Genomic DNA, 17,541 nt, shown 5'->3' on the forward strand with positions numbered 1-17,541 from the left:
GGGGCTGCTCCGGCATCGCTGCCCCGGGACAGTTGGACAAAGTCGAAAGGAAAGCGATGCTCAATCCGGCCGATGATCTGTTCATCCGCACTCTGGGCGAGGCGGTGCCGGGGCTCTGGCTGGGTGCGGCCGAGCCGCGGTATCTGGAAGAGCCGCGCGGGCGCTGGAGAGGGCAGGCGGGCGTGCTGGCGCGGCCCGAGAGCACGGCACAGGTCTCGGCCCTTTTGGCGTTCTGCCATGCCCGGCGGGTCGGCGTCGTGCCCTTTGGCGGCGGCACCGGGCTTGTGGGTGGGCAGGTGCTCTCCGAAGGGCCCGCGCCGGTGCTCCTGAGCCTCGAGCGGATGGCGGCGCTGCGCGCGATCGACGCGCAGAGCCTTGTGATCGAGGCGGGCGCGACGTTGCAGGCGGTGCATGAGCAGGCAGAGGTCGCCGGGCGACGCTTTCCGCTCACGCTGGCGAGCCAGGGCTCGGCGCAGATCGGCGGGTGCCTCGCCACCAATGCGGGCGGGGTGAATGTGTTGCGCTACGGCAATGCGCGCGCGCTCTGCCTTGGGCTCGAAGTGGTGCTGGCGGATGGCACGATCTGGCACGGGCTGAAACGTCTCGCCAAGGACAATACCGGTTACGATTTGCGCGATCTGATGATCGGCGCCGAGGGCAGCCTTGGCGTGATCACCGCGGCAAGCCTGAAGCTCGTCGAGCCGCCCGCCGTCGAGGGCACGGCGGTTTTTGCGGTCGCCTCGCCGCAGGCGGCGGTCGAGCTTCTCGGGATCGCGCAGGCGCAGCTTGCGGGCTGCGTGAGCGCTTTTGAACTGATTTCAGGGCAGGGGCTTGCCTTTTTGCGCGCTGTCGGGCCGGAAGTGAGCCTGCCCTTCGCGGCGGACCCTGACTGGTCGGTTCTGATCGAATTGGGCTTGCCCGAGGGCATGGAGGCAGAGGCCGCCTTTGGTGCGCTTTACGAGGCGGCGGGGGCGCGGGTGTCTGATGCCGTGATCGCGCAATCGCAGGCGCAGCGCGCGCGCCTGTGGCAGATGCGCGAGTCGATCCCGCTGGCGAACCGCCGCATCGGCGCGATTTCAAGCCATGACATCGCCGTGCCGGTGGCCGAGATCCCGGCCTTCATCCGCGAGGCGGGGGCGATGCTGGCCGGGATGGGGGATTACCGGATCAACTGTTTTGGCCATGTTGGTGACGGCAATCTGCATTTCAACGCTTTCCCGGCTGAGGGGCGCACTCGGGCCGAATATGACGATGAGCGCCATGCGGTGATGGAAGCAGTGCACCGGCTGGTGGTGGAGCGGTTCGACGGCTCGATTTCGGCCGAACACGGCATCGGGCGGCTCAAAGTGGGCGAGCTTGCCCGCACCGCGGATCCGGCGAAGCTCACGATGATGCGGGCGGTGAAAGCGGCGCTCGACCCGCGGGGGATTCTCAATCCCGGCGTGATCCTGCCCACCTGAGATCCAGGGTGGCCAATATAAGGCATTGATGACATGGGTGGAAAATAGGTGCGCCCTGCCGGGGGCGGCAGGGCGCTGCTCTATTGGTTCACGTGTTTGCAAGCAGCCGAACCATCAGGCACGTTTTGAGTAGCGCGATTCGGGTTATGAAAAGATTAACGCGATTCACCCCATTTTGAGTAAGCCGCGGATTTTGGGGCCCTATGCCCCGGGGAAGCCGCGCGCTGTTGCCTCAGGGGGGTGACAGGACGGCCCAGGCCTGACCGGTCCAGCGAAACACCTGATCGGAGACCGGGTAGGGGTTGGCCTGCTGCATCGCCCGGGCAAAAGCCGCGAGATCCGCCGCGGCCTCGGGGGTGCCGCTCGTATCCACCACCACTGTATCGCGGTTTGGTACCACCATGATCGGCGGGCCCTGATCCTCGGCGAAGCGGCGCCAGAGTTCGTTATCGAGCAGAAGCGAGCTTTCGTATGTACCGTCGAGCACAAGCGCCCAGCGCTGCGTGCCGAGCGGCTCGAACCGCGTCTTGTGGGTGGCGAGATTGGCAAGTGCGGCTTTCGTGGCGGACGCACCATCGAGCCCGGCGCCCTTGAGCCGCTCGGGGGTGACGTAAGCCGTGCTCGAAGCGCGGTCCTCGACCAGATAGATCGAGAGTCCCGCCGCCCAGGGAACTGCGGCGATCTTGCGCGCTTCGGGCAGATGCTCGGCGAAAGTCGAGGGGCGCAGGATCGGCAGCAGTCGGGCAGGGTCGAGCACGCCGCCCTCAAGTGCCACGAGATCGTCGAAGGCGGCAAGATAGGCATCAAGCATCTCTTGTCGCTCGGCATCGGTCATAGCCCCCTGCATCGCCATGAAAAGGTTGTGCGGGTCGGCAACGAGCTGGGTGCCCTTCCAGGTGAGAAAGAGCCGGTGCGCCGAGGGATCGGGGCGGATTTCGGTCGCATCGCCGGTGGCGGCAACGGCATTTTGCAGCACGACGAGCAGCGCATCGAGGCTTTGCGGGCGGGCGATATCGGCCGCGGCCGGGCCCGCCGCGAGCATCAGGGCGAGCGCGAGCCCGCCCCGTCGCATCACGCGCCCTCGAACTCGCATAGCACGTTCACGTCCATGCCGAGGCCCTCAAGCAGTTTGCGGCCGCCCAGTTCGGGCAGATCGACGATGAAGGAGCAGCCGACAATATCGCCGCCGAGCCGCTCGACGAGCTGGATCGCCGCGCCGCAGGTGCCCCCCGTCGCGAGCAGGTCATCGACGATCAGCACCTTCTCGCCCGCCTGGATCGCATCGTCATGGAGCTCCATGATCGCCTCGCCATATTCGAGCTTGTAGGCTTGGCTGATGGTCTGGCCCGGCAGCTTGCCTTTTTTGCGGATCGGCACGAAGCCCTTGGAGAGCTGGTGCGCGATGGCGCCGCCCAGAATGAAGCCGCGCGCCTCGAGCCCCACCACCTTGTCGATCTTCTCGCCCGCCCAGGGGTGCAGAAGCTGGTCGATCGCCATGCGGAAGCCGCGCGGGTCGGCAAAGAGCGTGGTGACATCGCGGAACATGATCCCCTCATGCGGGAAATCGGCGATGGTGCGGATGTAATCCTTGACGGTCTTCATCATTCAGCCTTTCAGGACGCGGCCCATCACGGGCATCAGACGGGCGATCACTTCGGGGTCGCGTTTGGCGGGCGCGGTCATGATCGCGCCATCGAGGGCATGGGTGCAGCCCTTCGCACAGGTCTCGGCCGGGCCCTTGAGCAGCGCGGGGAGCGCAGCCACAAGATTGCGCGCCTTGTCGGCATTGGCGATCGCGGTGGCCACCACCTGCGCCACATCCACGGCATCATGATCCGGGTGCCAGCAATCGAAATCCGTCACCATCGCCACGCAGGCGTAGCACATCTCCGCTTCGCGGGCGAGTTTGGCCTCGGGCATGCCGGTCATGCCGATCACATCGGCATGCCAGGAGCGGTAAAGCTCGCTTTCGGCCTGGGTGGAAAATTGCGGACCCTCCATCGCCACATAGGTGCCGCCCGCGTGGACTGTCACACCGATCTTGCGCGCCGCCTCGGCGCAAAGCGCGGAGAGCCGGGCACAGGTCGGATGGGCCACCGAGACATGGCCCACGAGCCCGGTGTCAAAAAAGCTCTTGGCGCGGGCAAAAGTGCGGTCGATATATTGATCGACCACGACAAAATCGCCCGGCGCGTAATCTTCGCGCAGCGAGCCCACGGCGGAGACGGCGACGAGATCGGTCACCCCCATCATCTTCATCGCGGCAATATTGGCACGGTACGGCACGCTTGTTGGCGTGAAGCGGTGGCCGCGGCCGTGACGCGGCAGGAACACCATTTTCACGCCATCATAATAGCCGACGAGCAGTTCATCCGAGGGCGCGCCAAAGGTGGTTTCGACCGCCTGCCATGTTGCCCCTTCGAGCCCGGCGATGTCATAGACACCCGAGCCCCCGATCACCCCGATCACCCGTTCTGCAGTCATGGCCTTCCTCTCGCGCTTGCTTGTGCGGCGGGCCGAGATTAGGCCGGGGGGCGCGCGGTGGAAAGGGCATAGACCCTTTGCACTCCGCGTCATATTTTCACCCGCCGGAAGAACTGGGAGAGCGTGATGGAAAACCTGCGCGGCGCGGGGCTGATGGTGCTCGCGATGGGGCTCTTTGCGCTTGAGGACATGTTCGTCAAGCGGGCGACGGGGGCTTTGCCGGTGGGGGAGGTGCTGATCCTGTTCGGGCTCGGCGGCACGGCGGTCTTTGCATCGCTTGCCCTCGGCGCGGGCCAAGGTATCTGGCACCGCGCCGTGGCGAGCCGGCTCATGCTGCTCAAGGCGGCTTTCGAGATCACCGGGCGGCTCGGCTATACGCTCGGCATCGCGCTGACACCGCTTTCCAACGCCTCGGCGATCTTGCAGGCGACCCCGCTTGTCGTGGTGGCGGGAGCAGCGCTCCTGTTTCGCGAGAAAGTCGGCCCGCGGCGCTGGGCGGCGATCGCGGTCGGATTTGTCGGGGTTCTGGTGATCTTGCGGCCGGGACTCGAAGGGTTCGTGCCCGCCGCGCTCTGGACCGTGCTGGGCCTTTTGGGCTTTGCCGGGCGCGACCTCGCAACCCGGGCCGCGCCGAAGGTGCTGACGAACTTCCAGCTTGGCATCTACGGCTTTGCCGCGCTTGTGCCCGCGGGCGCGATCATTCTTGCGGTGACGGGCGGTGCTGCCCCGCCGCACCCGGACGCGCTTTGGCCGATTGCGGGGGCCGTGGCTGTGGGCGTCGCGGCTTATTGGGCGCTCACCGCGGCGATGCGGATGGGTGACGTTTCCGTGATCACGCCGTTTCGCTACACCCGGCTCGTCTTCGCGCTCATTCTCGGCGTGCTTGTCTTTGGTGAGCGGCCCGATGCGGCCACGCTGGCAGGGGCAGCGTTGGTGGTTGCTTCCGGGGTCTATACGCTTTTGCGCTCTGCCCGGAACCAGCGCCAAAGCCCACGTTAGCACATGGCCCGCGCAAGAGCCACTTGACGGCAATTGCCGAAGCGGGCGGATCTGCGCATGCGATCATGGCGTGGGGCGGTCACCAGACCCTTGCCGAGGCAGAGCGCTATACCCGCGCGGCGGTTCGAAAGCGGCTTGTGATGGGTGCGGAACAGACAGGGAACGTTGTGCCACCCTCTCGCCTTGATACAAAAACGGCGAAAAAGTGAATGTATTCAGTGCAATTTTTGGAAGGTGGCAGCCCGTAGGGGGCACACCTTTCCCAATGAAATCAATTTCCCGGCACGTCCAACTGCGCGCCAAACACCCATTGAACGGAAAGGGGAAATTCCCCAAACGTCCAACGGAAAAGCGCCCCAAAATCCGATCCAAGCCCTCGCCAAAGACAGCCACAAGCGCGCCGCTAAGCTTCTCGGTTATGGTCTGATCCTCGACACGCCCGAAGCGTGGCAGGCGGTGGCAAGCGTCTGGGCTGCACGGCTGACCACGGGCGAGCGCGCCGCAATCCTGATTGCCGCGCTGCATTCTCTGCACCCGGAACAAGCCGAAGTGATCTGCGCCCATGCGTTTAGCGGGGGTGCGGCATGAACTCCGAAAATGGAAGCGATCCTTCGAAGGTTGGCGGTATCGAGCGCGTGCGCGAAGTGATGGGCCGGGCCGAGGATGTTGCGCCCATCGAAGAAGCGCGGGGCGCGGGCGGGAATGTCCGGCCATTGCGGGGCAATCCCGACGCGCTGAAACCTCGCGCCATGGCCATGCTGGGCGCGATCACCTTTGCGGGCAACATAGAGCGCCAGCTCGAACGCCCCTACCTTGTGAAAGGTTGGCTCGATCGGGGCGGGGTTTCGGTCCTCTATGGCCCGTCGAATGTGGGCAAGAGCTTCCTTGCCCTCGACATCGCCCACCACGTTGCCAAGGGGCTCAGCTGGGGCGGGCGGCGCACACGTAAGGGGAAGGTGCTCTATGTCGCCGCGGAGGGGGGCGGTAGCTTTGCCAACCGCGTTGCCGCGCTCGAAGATCCGGAATTCTGGGTCTATAACGGGCCGCTGACCCTGACCGGGAGCAAGGGGGCCGCCGCGCCGCTTTCCGAGGCGTTGCAGCACCTCGCCGCCGTTCATAACGAGCCGTTCTCGCTGATCATCTTCGACACGCTCGCCCGGGTGATGGGCGGCCTTGATGAAAACACCGCGCCCGACATTGCGCATCTGGTGGCGAGCCTTGACCATATCCGCCGCGCCACGGGCGCGCATATCATGCTGGTGCATCACACCGGCAAGGACGTGGCGCGGGGCGCGCGGGGGCATTCTTCGTTGCGCGCGGCGATTGATACGGAAATCGAACTGACCCGCGATGAAGTGGGCCAGATCACGGCAGAGGTGACGAAGCAACGCGACGGGCCGACCGGCGATCGCTTCGCTTACACTCTGCGTCGAAAGGAACTTGGCCACGATCAAGACGGCGATCAGGTCACGTCCTGCTTTGTCGAGCCGGTGGAGACCGCCCGGGCGGGCCACGCGGAGGTTACGGGATCGGCGCGGGTTGCGCTCGATCTTCTCGACAAGGTGCTTGCGGAAGCGGGGGAGATCCACCGCAAGCCGCACTACCCGAGCGGGCCCGGCGTGGCGCTCGATCAGTGGCGGGATGCCTGCATAGCGGCGGGCACCCTCTCGACCTCGGACAACCGGGACACGCAGCTCAAGGCCTTCCGCCGCGCGCGGGAAGGGCTGGAAACCGAGCGATTGATCGTGGTGCGCGACGAACTGGTGTGGAGGGTGGAATGATCCGGACACGCCTCTTTGTCCGCCTCTGTCCGGCGTGTCCGATGCTTCCGGACATGGGCGCGTGTCCGGCCCTGTCCGGCATGTCCGGGCACGCAGTCAAGGCAATGAAATACAATGAAAATATCCGCAATCGCTCCGTGTCCGCCTCATGTCCGGACAAGGCCGCACGGCGCATTGTGGACCGGACAAGGCGGGGGAATGGTTTCCCCCCTTTAGGGGGGGAACCATCCCACCCCCGGGACACGCCCGGGGCGGTTCTGTCTGTCCGGGCAAGGATCGGGGGTGCGGCGTGACGATGGCGAAGAACGGGGCGAGCCCTGACGATGCAGCCCTGACCCGCTTGCAGATCCTCGCACTCGATCGCGCGCTTTCGGACGTGGTGCTGCGCAGCGAATGCCTCTCGCTGCGAGCCAAGGATCAGCTGGCGGCAATGAAGCGCAAGCTGCGCGCAATGCGCATCGAGCTCGAAATCTCCTACCGGCTGCCCGAGATCGGGGCGCTTCGGGTCCTTCCCGCAGGCTATCCGTGCGCGGGTAATTCGCACCCCGAGCATGTAACGCCGCTTAACATTAGGGCAAGCCTTAACAAGGCGGGCGGCTTAACAAGCTGTGCGGTGCCAGAAGATCCGGCGCGGGTCCTTCCAGGCACCCTACCGCACGCGGGTAATTCGCACCCCGTTTCAGGGCAGAGAGGTATCAAGATACCTCCTTCCGATTAGGGTTGTTGTTGTCGCCCCCGATGTCGGGGGCCGGAAGAGCGGCCGCACCGCTCAACGTCGAGACGCAAAGGAGTTTCACATGCTCGACAAGCACACCACCGGCGCGGCGCAACCGACCGCCCGTCACCTCGCCCAGATGCGGCTTGCCGCCTCGAAGGCGGGCCTGCCGCCCGATCAGGCCGACCTGATGGCGGCGCATGGCGTGAGCCTCGCCGCAGCCGATGCCACGGCGCAAGGACTCGCTCAGGTTGCCCAGATGGCCGCGCCGTTCCTCCATTCGGGGCGCCTCGATGCCGCCGCCATGCTGCGGATCTCGAAGCACGCGCTGCGCGCCGGTTCCGGGATCGAGGACCCGGCGCAGATCGCCCAGGCGATCGCAAAAGCGGCGGGCGAGGAAGCCGCCGCGATCATGGCCGCGAATGAGCCCAACGGACGCACCGCCGCACCGGATCTCGCGCGCGGCACGGCTTCGATGGTTTCCGCGCGTGCGGGCGGCAGCCCGAGCCTTGCCGATTGCATGGCCGATGGCCTCCTGGCGCGGATGATGGCGGGCCATGTGCCGACGCATGGGCGTGAGTTCGCGCAAATGCGCCTTGAAGATCTGGCGCGCTTCGAGAGCGGCGCGAGCCGTCGCGGCGCGCGGCAGTTCATGAGCGGGCTGCATGTGAGCGATGATTTCCCGATCGCCCTCGGGATCGCCTCGAACCAACTCCTGCTCAATGCCTATGTGGCATCGGAAGGCCAGCTCAAACGCGCCTCGCGCGAGGTGACGGCCTCGGACTTCCGCCCCATCAACACGGTGCAGGTGTCGAACGGGATGGGGCTCGACAAGGTGAACGAGGCGGGCGAGTTCACCCGCGGCACGATCGCGGAAGCGGGTGAGGCCTTCGCCGTCGAGACCTATGGCAAGGTGTTCGCCCTGACCCGGCAGGCCTTCGTCAATGATGACCTGGGCGTTCTGAGCAATGCCGCGCGCCTTCAGGGCACTGGCGCCGCGCTGACCGAAGCGAAGCTCTTTGCCTCGCTGCTCGAAAAGAACGCGGGCCTCGGGCCGACGATGCAGGACGGCAAGACGCTGTTCCATGCGGATCACGGCAACCTTGCGGCGATCGGTGCCGCGCCGAATGTCACCTCGCTCACCGTCGCGCGCACCGCGTTGCGCCGGCAGAAGGGGCTTTCGGGCGAGGCGATCCAGGTGCAACCGGCGTTCCTGATCGTGCCGCCCGAACTGGAAACCGCGGCGCAGCAGCTCGTTGCCGCGATCACCGCCGCGAGCGTCGATCAGGTCAACCCGTTCTCGGAAAAGCTCGAGGTGTTGGTGGATGCGAACCTGACGAACGCGAAGCGCTGGTATCTCTCGGCGGCGCCGGGCGTGCCGGATGGGATGCTCCATGCCTATCTGGACGGCGCCAAGGGGCCGCAGATCTTCACCCGCGAGGGCTTCGACGTGGATTCGATGGAATTCAAGGTCCGGCTCGATTTCGGCTGCGGCTTCGCAGATCACCGCGCCTGGTTCATGAACCCGGGCGAGTAAGCGCGCGCGGGTGACCGCGTCGCGCGGTCACCCAACGAATGGTCAGGATGGGACCGCCATAGGCATTGGCAGCCATCCCCGTTCGCCGGTGAGTGGGCAAACCCCGGCAGAGTCGCGGCCTTGGGCCTTCCGGGGCGACGGCGGCTCACCGAAGCGGCCTCGCCCTTGGGTGGGGCCGCTGTTTTCTCTAAAGTTCGAGATGTCTTGGCAAAGTGATGCCCACGCCAACAATGGCGTGGGCTAAGTTCACCGGAACAGTTACGCAAAGGACCGAGGGTTGTCGCCCTCAGGCCGCGCAAACGATCCACTGATCTTCACTCGATCTGGCAAGCGTCATAAGCCTGTGCATCTCAGCATCGAGCGCCGACAAACGTTCAAGAGCATCTGCAAGTCCTGTCTCTTCGTCGTTCACTTTATCTCTGTAGTATGCCCCGACAAGGCGCTGTGCCGGAGCCGGGATCTTGGTCTTGTCCTTCTCCCAACGAGCAATGGACTGCTCATCAACGCCGATGAGCACTGCTAATGCTTTTTGGGACAGGTCAAGTTCATGTCTGATAAAGCGAAACTCGCGACCGGAAAGAGGGGCACTTTGCTCGGAGAGCTGCAAGCCGATGGCACGGTGCAGCCCGTCGACATCATGAATGGAAACGCCTCTTCCGTAGGGTGTTTCGGTCACTTCGAAGCCGTTCAGGAGATAGACAGTGTCTAGTCCGCATTCGGTATAATGATACTTCTCCTGGTGAGTTTGCATAGTCGTCTCCTGGATCAGTAGACAGTCACGGCGAAAACGGTCAGTTCACTTCCGCGGATTGCGCAAATGACGGTGACTTCCCTCCCGGTTCCGTGATATGTCATTGCTCCTTCGTATGTTGCGTGTTGGGCATTGTATTCTGGAGGCTTCTTAAGTGAGCCTTTTCTTAGCGTGTTGGGCACTTGGCGGAACGTCACGTCTCGCGCCATCATCTGCTCTTTAAGATGGTCCGTTTGGACCACCATATGGGAGAACTGCGCCCTTCCTCGAACTTCCTGTTCGAATAGTTGCGGTGTCATTGGCTTTCGAAAGGGAATCAGCACGGCCATACCGTCAAGATGATAGGTCAATCTAGGCACGGTCAAGGTAACAAAGGGTTTACGGACTGTCAAATTGACAGTATATGCGCGACACTCTGAAGCAACATAGCTCGTGGCAAACTTCTCAGCCCATTGCCGGCTCTCAAGGCTCAGCTTGGAATTGCAATCACGCAAGACACCGATCAGCCGTTAGGCCGGGTTTGACGTCGCTTCAACTCCCACATCGTCAGCGCCAAGCGCAACTCGCTCTGTAGCTGTGCCCTGGCTGCCTTGCTCTCGCCTTCGCAGAACATCTTCTGAAAGCGTCCCCTGATCTGATCCTGTGAGTCGCCAGGCGTCGCGGTCCCTTCGATCCAATTCAGAATTTCAGCGGCATTCAGCTTTGTCATTTCATCCTCATTCACTCGCTCAGGGGGACGTTGACTTGCCTTCCTTCGAAGCCCTGATCTGGTCTTCGAATTCCTTCATGCGCCGCAGGGCCTCTTCCATGCTGATCTTGGGGAGCTGCTTCGAGAACTGCTCCAGAGCCTCGATCAGCGCATCATCGCGGGCGGGATACTTCTCTTCGAGCGTGGCGACGATTTCGGCATTCATGCTGCGGTTGCTGGCATCCGCCGCCGCCTTGATCCGGTCGCGCATCCCATCGGGAAGGCGAAGCATGAACTTGTCGGATAGGGCTCGTTTCTCTTGCTCTGGCATGATGTCAAATGGACACAGGAAATAGCTTGACGCAATGATGTCCATTGGACATATAGTAATGTCACTTGGACATCATGGAGTTTGCAATGACCGACCGTAAGCCGATGCAGCTTCGCCTTCCGCCCGATCTGAAGGACTGGATCAAGGATCAGGCCGAGTGCAACGGGCGCTCGCAAAACTCCGAGGTTGTCCAGGTGATCCGGGCCGCGAAGGCCCGGGCCGAACAAACCGCAGCCTGACAAGAGGAAACACGATGAACGCTTTTAACCCCACTTCGGGGAACGTCCCCGGCTTGCCTGCCGTCAAAACTTCCCGCTTCAGCAGCGCTGAAGAGACAAGATCCGTGCATTTTGTGCGCGTTCTCTCCGATGTCCCCGCTTTGAGGTATCGCGAGGGCGACATGATCCAGATCCCTCCTGCCGATCGCGTTACTGCGGATGCCAAATACAGGCTGGTCACGGGTGAAATCGCGCAGTTTTCCATGTGGTCTGGCGGGAAGTGCCGCGTGGTCAGCCCGGACGGGACAATTCACTTCATCGATCGCGAAGAGTGTCACTCTATGGTCATTGGCCGCGTGGAACGGGTTTTTCGTGATGTCTGCTATCTCAACTCGGGTCCCGGCCCGCGTCTTGATCTCGCGGCGCAGCTCTTGACGCTCGCGGCGGATGCGCTCCCGTTCTTCGATGATCGAACTTATGCGGTCGTCCGGCGCTCCGAGCTGGTTGCCCTGGCCGAAGCGATCGGCAGCGAGGCCCGGTCATGATTGCGACAGTCGCGCTTAGCCCCGAGAAGGGGGACCTGCCACTTGCCGAAACCCGGGCTTTTCTGGCCGGTTCCATCATCACCACTTGCCGCCTTGCGCTCGAAAACGGCTCGTCCGCGATGGATGACAGGGCCGTATGTGAGAGCGTGGCGAGCACGCTCGAAGTCGCACAGCACCTCATGATGCTGATCGATGACGGGCTGCCCACCAAGAGCTCGGTTGAACTTGCGAACGAGCTGAAGGCCGCGATTGGTCTTAAGCAGGAAGCGAGCCCGATCGTGCGGGAACCGATGATGACGTGAGATAAACGATCAACAAAGTGGGTTGCACGGGAACCATATATGAAATAGGTTTTAGGAAACCCACATAGGAGCGAAAAATGACGAAAGACACGATCCGGCTTCAGGCTCTCGCGGAGATCACCGGCCGCCCACGCGAAGCAATCCGCAATATCCAGAAATCCGGCGATGCGCCCTGGAACGATGCCGATGACTTCGGAGACGCTGGCCAACGCCGTTACACCGGGCGGCACGCTTTGGCTCTCGTCATCGCTGAAGTGCTCGCGGCGCAAGGGGTGAGTGTCACCGTCATCGGGGAAACGGTCCGGGCGCACTCCCTTGCGCTCGATAAGTTCCTCGATGAAATCGAGAACTCGATGCCGTGCACCCCGCGCTTCGTCCTCGCAATGTCGAACGCGATCGAAGACCCGTTCACCGGGATCAACTGGGAACCGGTGGCTCTCTACGGTGCGGGCACCCTCGATGAAGTTCAAAGCACGATTCTCGATGGCCTCAAGCGCGTCGGGCAAGTGCAAAAAAGCGGCAACGGCGATTTCGAATACCGCTGTGTCGCTGGCCCGTCCATCTCGCTGGCCTCGATCCCGGAGGCCTATCGGCTCCTCCGGGCGCGCGCCAAGGCGGCAGGCTATGTCGTCGACGGGCGCAGCATCTTCAAGATTTCCGATAGCGAGGAGGCGGCAGAGTGACCGAGGCGCTGCACATCAACGGGCTGATTGGTGAGGGCGAGAACACCACCGCGAGCGTCGGGCGCTTCCTTGAAGCGAACCCCGGCGCGGCGCAGATCATCGTCAACTCGCCCGGGGGCGATGCGCACGAGGGGGCCGGGATCATGGCGCTTGTGCAAGATCATGGGCGGGTCACCGTGCAGGTTGTCGGGCTTGCGGCCTCTGCGGCCTCGCTGGTGGCCGTCGCGGCGAAACATGTCCTGATGCATTCCTCCGCGCATATGATGATCCATGAACCGGCTTCGGTGATCTTCGGCACCGCGGGCGAGCTGCGCGGCGAGGCCGATACGCTCGACAAGCTCACGGGCACTTATGCCGAAGCCTATTCCCGCGCGACGGGGCAGCCGGTTGCGCGGATTCGTGCCTGGATGGCAGAGGAAACCTGGATGACAGCCGAGGAAGCCCTCGCCCTAAACTTCTGCGACGAGATCACCGGGCCGAACGAGCGCGCCCGCCCGGTGGCCGCATTCGACTACACCCGTTTCAATGCCGCCCCCCGCTCGCTGGTCCAGCTGGCGAAGTCGAAGGGCTGGACGCGGAAGGCGGAGGTCTAAAATTATGGCTGGCCGTCCTGCCCTTGTCTCTCAGGCCGAAATCAAGCGCACTGTCGCGGCGGCGATCGAGGGCGGTTTGCGCATTGGCAAGATTGAAGTCGATCATCGCACCGGCAAGGTCGCGATTTTCCCCGAGGGTGTCGATGCAGACGTGATCACCAACCCTTGCGACAGGCTGTTGAAATGAGGGGCCGCAAGAACCCTTTCCCCGGTGTTCGACCTAATCGTGTCAAGGGCCGCATCTACTGGAAATTCGAGGCCGGGGATTTTCGCTGCAACATTCCCGGCCCCTACGGCAGCCCTGCATTCCTTGCGGCCTATGAGGCGGCGTTGCAGGGGGCCAAGGTGCCGACCTCGACCGCCGCGCCCGACACCGTAGCGTGGCTGATCGAGCAATATCTTAGCAGCCTCAAATTCAAGAACCTGTCGGATTCGCGCAAGCGCAGCATTCGCGGCGAACTCGATTGGCTCCGCGACCGGGCCGGGGACCTTCCTTTTGCGCGGATCGAGGTCAAGCACGTCGAAGCCCTGATGGGCAAGAAGACCGGCCCGGCGGCGGCGAACACCGTCAAGAAAAACCTCTCCATGCTGTTCAACTTCGCGGCCAAGAAGCTGGGCTATTCCGGCCCCAACCCGGCGCGCTTTGCCGAGCACATGAAGACCAACCCGGACGGCTATCACACCTGGACCGATGCAGAGGTTGACCGCTTCCTTGCCCGACATGGCCCCGGATCAAAGGCGCGTCTTGTGCTGCTTCTGGCGCTCAATACCGGCATGGCGCGGCAAGACCTTTGCGGCGTGGGCTGGCAGCATATTGCCACGCGGGAAGGCCGCGACCGGATCGCCTATCGGCGCGGCAAGACCTCTGTTGCGGCTGATCTGCCGATCCTGCCCGAACTGGCCGAGGAACTGGATAAGCTGCCCAAAGACAGGCTGCTTCTGATCACTCAGGACAAGCGCCCGATTGGCTACAAGCCCGAGACGCTGGGCAACTGGTTTAGGGATCGGTGCAAAGAGGCGGGCGTCCCAGGCTCATTGCATGGGCTGCGCAAGGCTGGTGCAACACGCCTTGCGGATGCCGGGGCGAGCGAATGGGAAGTGGCTTCCTATCTCGCCCATACCGACACGAAAGAGGCCGCGACCTACACCAAGAAGGCCAACCGCTCGAAGCTGGCTGATAGTGGGTTCGCGAAATTGGGCAACATGTCCAACTCAGTTACGAAGTTGGACAGGAAGGCGGTAAAACCCGATGAATAACAACATGTTGCGGATTGTGGTGGCAGCCCGTAGGGGAGTCGAACCCCTCTTTTCAGGTTGAAAACCTGACGTCCTAACCGATAGACGAACGGGCCACCGTTGCTGCTTCAGCGCTTTGCCGTGCAGCGTGGGGCGGTGTTTAGGCCAGGCGTGCGTGACTCGCAAGAGGGATTTTGCAGATTTTTCAAACTTTCTTTGCGGCTCTGTAACAAGGTGGAAAATCTCACGAAAACAAAGGCTAGTGACGCCCTCAGGCGCGCGCTGCATCGTCAAGGCGCAGTTGTACGCGATTGCGCCCGCCCCAGCTGTTGATCTCGAGCTTGCCGGCGAGATGAAAGCGCCCCGCGCCGCCAGCCGAGAGCGCCGGGCCGAGTGGGCCGTCGAAGGCGCCGAAGGCCACGGCGTCGATCTTCGAGCCCATCCCAGCCCCGAGGGAGAACCGCAGATGGCTCTCGCCGATCCGCCGCGCCCCCGAGATCGCCATTTCGGCAAAGGCAAAGCGCGGCCCGGGCGCGCCCTGGCCGAAAGGGCCTGCCCGCTCAAGATCTTCGACGAGGGCAGGCGTTGCGGCGCCAGGCATCAACAGTCCGTCGAGCCGCAAATCGGTGGGCCCGCCCGCGCCCGCGCCCTGGCGGGCGAGGAGGTCGGCAAGGCGTGCCATCGCGGCCTCAATTCGGCCTTCCTCGACCGTCAGCCCCGCCGCCATGCGGTGCCCGCCACCCTTGACGAGAAGCCCCTCCGCCGCCACGCGTTGCACCGCCGCGCCAAGGTCGACCCCCGCCACCGAACGCGCCGAGCCTTTGCCGATGCCGCCTTCGAGCCCGATCACCACCGCCGGGCGGTTTGTCGCCTCTTTCAGCCGTGCCGCAACGATGCCGACCACGCCCGGGTGCCAGCCCTCCCCCGCCGCCCAGACGAGCGGGCCGTCGAGCCCGCGCGCCTCGGCCTGGGCGAGGGCGGCCGCGCGCACCCGGTTCTCGATCTCGCGGCGCTCCGCATTGAGCCGGTCGAGCCGTTCCGCCAGCGCTGCCGCCTCGGTCGGGCTCTCGGTGGCGAGAAGCCGCGCGCCGAGGTCGGCCGCACCGATCCGCCCGCCCGCGTTGACGCGCGGCCCGAGCAGGAAGCCGAGGTGGTAGGCGGTGGGCGGCCGGTCGATCCGCGCCACATCGGACAGCGCCACAAGGCCGGGGCGCTCGCGCCGCGCCATCACCTTCAGCCCCTGGCGCACCAGCGCCCGGTTCACGCCGACAAGCGGCGCCACATCGGCCACGGTCGCGAGCGCCACGAGATCCAGAAGCGCCATGAGGTCAGGGCCCTTGACCTGTTGCGCCCGCAGTTGCCGGTTCGCCTCGACCAGCATCAAAAACACCACAGAGGCGGCGCAGAGATGGCCGAGATCGCCCGGTTCGTCGGCCCGGTTCGGGTTCACGCAGGCAAGCGCGGGGGGCAGGGTCTCACCGCCGAGGTGATGGTCGAGGATCACCACATCGGCGGGCCGCGCGGCCGCCACCGGTTCGTGCGAAAGCGTGCCGCAATCGACGCAGACAATCAGGGAATGATCGCGACCGAGTGCCTGCATGGCGGGCACATTGGGGCCATAGCCCTCGTCGATGCGGTCGGGAATGTAGAGCGTTGCGGCATGGCCGAAGGCGCGCAGCCAGATCATGAGGAGCGCCGCGGAGGCGCCGCCATCGACGTCGTAATCGGCGAAGACGGCGATCTTTTCTCGCCGATTGAGGGCGAGCAGAAAGCGCGCCGCGGCCTTTTCCATGTCCTTGAGCCGGTGCGGATCGGGCAGAAGTTCACGCAGGGTGGGCTCAAGGAAGCCCTCCGCCTGCTCGGCCGTCACGCCGCGGGCCACCAGCACGCGGGCCAGAGGCAAGGGCAGGCGGGTCGCCTGCGCCATCGCCTCGGCCAGCCGGTCAGCCTCGATCGTCGGGCCGACCCAGCGCCGCCCCGTCAACGAATTCTCGACAGTCAGAAAAGCACTCATGCGACGGGATTACCGAAAAAGCGAAACGCCCGCCAGAGGGGCGGGCGCGGGGGTGTGGGGGCATGGCCCCCACGAAAAGCGGGGGGTGCGGGGGGCGGCAGCCCCCCGTTTCCTCCCTCACCGAATGGGATTGCGGTAGATCACATGGCGCACCGAGCCGGTTTTCGAGCGCATCAGGATCGTTTCGGTCTCGATGAACTTCGGATTGCGCTTCACGCCGCGCAGGATCGAGCCGTTCGTCACCCCGGTCGCGGCGAAGATCACATCGGCGCGCACCATGTCGTCACGTGCATAGATCTTGTCGAGATCGGTGATCCCCGCCTTTCTCGCCCGGCCGCGCTCGTCATCGTTGCGGAAGAGAAGCCTGCCCCACATCTGCCCGCCCATGCATTTGAGCGCGGAGGCCGCAAGAACGCCCTCGGGCGCGCCGCCCGAGCCCATATACATGTCGATGCCCGTCACATCGGGTTCAGCGCAGTGGATCACGCCCGCCACGTCGCCATCGGTGATCAGCCGGATTGCGGCGCCGGTGGCGCGCACTTCCTCGATCAGCGCTTCATGGCGCGGGCGTTCGAGGATGCAGCAGGTGATGTCCTGATTGGTGCAGCCCTTCGCCTTCGCGAGCGCAGCCACCCGTTCGGTCGGGGACATTTCGAGGCTGACCACGTCTTTCTCGAAGCCCGGGCCGATCGCCAGCTTGTCCATATAGACATCGGGCGCATGCAGCATTGTGCCGCGGGGCGCCATGGCGATGACAGTGAGCGCATTGGGCATGTCTTTTGCGGTCAAGGTCGTGCCTTCGAGCGGGTCGAGCGCAATATCCACCGCCGGGCCTTCGCCGGTACCGACCTCTTCGCCGATATAGAGCATCGGCGCCTCGTCGCGCTCGCCCTCGCCGATCACCACGACACCCTTGATGTCGAGGCTGTTGAGTTGTTCGCGCATCGCGTTCACGGCGGCCTGGTCGGCGGCCTTCTCGTCGCCATGGCCGATCAGGCGGGCCGAGGCATGGGCCGCCGCTTCCGAGACCCGGGCAAGGCCCAGAGAAAGCAGTCGGTCATTGAAATCGGTGGGGGGGGTCATGGCTTGTCCTGTCGTGTTTGCGGGTCGTGCCCAGCTAATCCGTCGCAGTACCGGGTGACAAGCCTGTGAACGCTAACGCGAAATCGCGGTTTCGTGTGTGTGTTCCTTGGCACTCCGGGCC

The 17,541-nt window shown here is 64.2% G+C and carries 21 protein-coding genes and 1 tRNA gene; 13 read left to right on the forward strand and 9 right to left on the reverse strand.

Features of this window, described 5'->3' with window-relative positions; genetic code table 11:
* Positions 1-56: 56 nt before the first annotated feature.
* On the forward strand, positions 57-1,460 hold the full coding sequence (locus CRO22_RS06380; RefSeq protein ID WP_097069305.1) for an FAD-binding oxidoreductase: 1,404 nt from the start codon (positions 57-59) through the stop codon (positions 1,458-1,460).
* Between the two features lie 232 nt (positions 1,461-1,692).
* Here CRO22_RS06380 and CRO22_RS06385 read toward each other — a convergent pair whose 3' ends face one another.
* The 3 genes from CRO22_RS06385 to CRO22_RS06395 are packed head-to-tail and all read right to left on the reverse strand — an operon-like array spanning position 1,693 to position 3,944.
* Positions 1,693-2,532 carry a hypothetical protein gene (locus tag CRO22_RS06385; protein ID WP_097069306.1) on the reverse strand — a complete coding sequence of 280 codons (840 nt, stop codon included), beginning with the start codon at positions 2,530-2,532 and terminating at the stop codon, positions 1,693-1,695.
* Positions 2,532-3,062 (reverse strand): adenine phosphoribosyltransferase, encoded by a 531-nt coding sequence (locus tag CRO22_RS06390; protein WP_097069562.1) that lies wholly within the window; start codon positions 3,060-3,062, stop codon positions 2,532-2,534. The genes CRO22_RS06385 and CRO22_RS06390 overlap by 1 nt, the downstream gene beginning before the upstream one ends.
* 3 nt (positions 3,063-3,065) lie before the next feature.
* Positions 3,066-3,944 (reverse strand): S-methyl-5'-thioadenosine phosphorylase, encoded by an 879-nt coding sequence (locus tag CRO22_RS06395; RefSeq protein WP_097069307.1) that lies wholly within the window; start codon positions 3,942-3,944, stop codon positions 3,066-3,068.
* A gap of 126 nt (positions 3,945-4,070) precedes the next feature.
* On the opposite strand from CRO22_RS06395, the gene CRO22_RS06400 reads away from it, so the two are divergent.
* The 5 genes from CRO22_RS06400 to CRO22_RS06420 all read left to right on the forward strand — a co-directional run bounded on the left by CRO22_RS06400 (position 4,071) and on the right by CRO22_RS06420 (position 8,976).
* Positions 4,071-4,943 (forward strand): DMT family transporter, encoded by an 873-nt coding sequence (locus CRO22_RS06400; protein WP_097069308.1) that lies wholly within the window; start codon positions 4,071-4,073, stop codon positions 4,941-4,943.
* Positions 4,944-5,177: 234 nt separating this feature from the next.
* On the forward strand, positions 5,178-5,531 hold the full coding sequence (locus tag CRO22_RS18640; protein WP_141399421.1) for a hypothetical protein: 354 nt from the start codon (positions 5,178-5,180) through the stop codon (positions 5,529-5,531).
* A complete protein-coding gene (locus CRO22_RS06410) occupies positions 5,528-6,724 on the forward strand; it encodes an AAA family ATPase (protein ID WP_097069309.1) in 1,197 nt (398 codons plus the stop codon). The genes CRO22_RS18640 and CRO22_RS06410 overlap by 4 nt, the downstream gene beginning before the upstream one ends.
* A gap of 289 nt (positions 6,725-7,013) precedes the next feature.
* A complete protein-coding gene (locus CRO22_RS06415) occupies positions 7,014-7,442 on the forward strand; it encodes a hypothetical protein (protein ID WP_141399422.1) in 429 nt (142 codons plus the stop codon).
* Positions 7,443-7,521: 79 nt separating this feature from the next.
* On the forward strand, positions 7,522-8,976 hold the full coding sequence (locus CRO22_RS06420; RefSeq protein ID WP_097069311.1) for a phage major capsid protein: 1,455 nt from the start codon (positions 7,522-7,524) through the stop codon (positions 8,974-8,976).
* 286 nt (positions 8,977-9,262) lie between these two features.
* On the opposite strand, the gene CRO22_RS06425 is transcribed toward CRO22_RS06420, so the two are convergent.
* From CRO22_RS06425 to CRO22_RS06435, 3 genes are all read right to left on the reverse strand, one after another.
* Positions 9,263-9,727 carry a helix-turn-helix domain-containing protein gene (locus CRO22_RS06425; protein ID WP_097069312.1) on the reverse strand — a complete coding sequence of 155 codons (465 nt, stop codon included), beginning with the start codon at positions 9,725-9,727 and terminating at the stop codon, positions 9,263-9,265.
* A 502-nt stretch (positions 9,728-10,229) separates the two neighbouring features.
* Positions 10,230-10,436, reverse strand: coding sequence for a hypothetical protein (locus CRO22_RS06430; RefSeq protein ID WP_097069313.1), 207 nt, complete (start codon positions 10,434-10,436; stop codon positions 10,230-10,232).
* A gap of 19 nt (positions 10,437-10,455) precedes the next feature.
* Complete coding sequence (locus CRO22_RS06435; protein WP_217991878.1) at positions 10,456-10,791, reverse strand: Arc family DNA-binding protein; 336 nt, start codon at positions 10,789-10,791, stop codon at positions 10,456-10,458.
* A gap of 41 nt (positions 10,792-10,832) precedes the next feature.
* Between CRO22_RS06435 and CRO22_RS06440 the strand changes: the two genes are divergently transcribed.
* The 7 genes from CRO22_RS06440 to CRO22_RS06470 all read left to right on the forward strand — a co-directional run bounded on the left by CRO22_RS06440 (position 10,833) and on the right by CRO22_RS06470 (position 14,344).
* Positions 10,833-10,985 carry an Arc family DNA-binding protein gene (locus tag CRO22_RS06440; RefSeq protein WP_217991879.1) on the forward strand — a complete coding sequence of 51 codons (153 nt, stop codon included), beginning with the start codon at positions 10,833-10,835 and terminating at the stop codon, positions 10,983-10,985.
* A 14-nt stretch (positions 10,986-10,999) separates the two neighbouring features.
* Positions 11,000-11,509, forward strand: coding sequence for a hypothetical protein (locus tag CRO22_RS06445; RefSeq protein WP_097069315.1), 510 nt, complete (start codon positions 11,000-11,002; stop codon positions 11,507-11,509).
* Entirely contained in the window at positions 11,506-11,811 is a 306-nt protein-coding gene (locus tag CRO22_RS06450; RefSeq protein WP_097069316.1) for a hypothetical protein, read from the forward strand. Before CRO22_RS06445 ends, CRO22_RS06450 begins: the two co-directional genes overlap by 4 nt.
* A gap of 77 nt (positions 11,812-11,888) precedes the next feature.
* Positions 11,889-12,494 (forward strand): hypothetical protein, encoded by a 606-nt coding sequence (locus CRO22_RS06455; protein ID WP_097069317.1) that lies wholly within the window; start codon positions 11,889-11,891, stop codon positions 12,492-12,494.
* Positions 12,491-13,087, forward strand: a complete 597-nt coding sequence (locus tag CRO22_RS06460) for a head maturation protease, ClpP-related (protein ID WP_097069318.1) — start codon at positions 12,491-12,493, stop codon at positions 13,085-13,087. The genes CRO22_RS06455 and CRO22_RS06460 overlap by 4 nt, the downstream gene beginning before the upstream one ends.
* Positions 13,088-13,091: 4 nt before the next feature.
* The gene (locus CRO22_RS06465; protein ID WP_097069319.1) at positions 13,092-13,274 is read left to right on the forward strand and encodes a hypothetical protein; all 183 of its coding nucleotides are present in this window, start codon (positions 13,092-13,094) and stop codon (positions 13,272-13,274) included.
* A gap of 158 nt (positions 13,275-13,432) precedes the next feature.
* Entirely contained in the window at positions 13,433-14,344 is a 912-nt protein-coding gene (locus CRO22_RS06470; protein WP_245860902.1) for a tyrosine-type recombinase/integrase, read from the forward strand.
* Positions 14,345-14,364: 20 nt separating this feature from the next.
* Here the strand turns inward: CRO22_RS06470 and CRO22_RS06475 are convergent.
* The 3 genes from CRO22_RS06475 to glpX all read right to left on the reverse strand — a co-directional run bounded on the left by CRO22_RS06475 (position 14,365) and on the right by glpX (position 17,420).
* Positions 14,365-14,439: transfer RNA gene (locus CRO22_RS06475), tRNA-Glu, on the reverse strand.
* 155 nt (positions 14,440-14,594) lie between these two features.
* Positions 14,595-16,337: a single-stranded-DNA-specific exonuclease RecJ gene (gene recJ / locus CRO22_RS06480; RefSeq protein ID WP_097069321.1), complete on the reverse strand. Its 1,743-nt coding sequence runs from the start codon at positions 16,335-16,337 to the stop codon at positions 14,595-14,597.
* Between the two features lie 117 nt (positions 16,338-16,454).
* Entirely contained in the window at positions 16,455-17,420 is a 966-nt protein-coding gene (gene glpX / locus CRO22_RS06485; RefSeq protein ID WP_097069322.1) for a class II fructose-bisphosphatase, read from the reverse strand.
* Between the last annotated feature and the right edge of the window lie 121 nt (positions 17,421-17,541).

Origin of the sequence: Rhodobacter maris, assembly GCF_900217815.1 — a bacterium.
Taxonomy (GTDB): domain Bacteria; phylum Pseudomonadota; class Alphaproteobacteria; order Rhodobacterales; family Rhodobacteraceae; genus Rhodobacter; species Rhodobacter maris.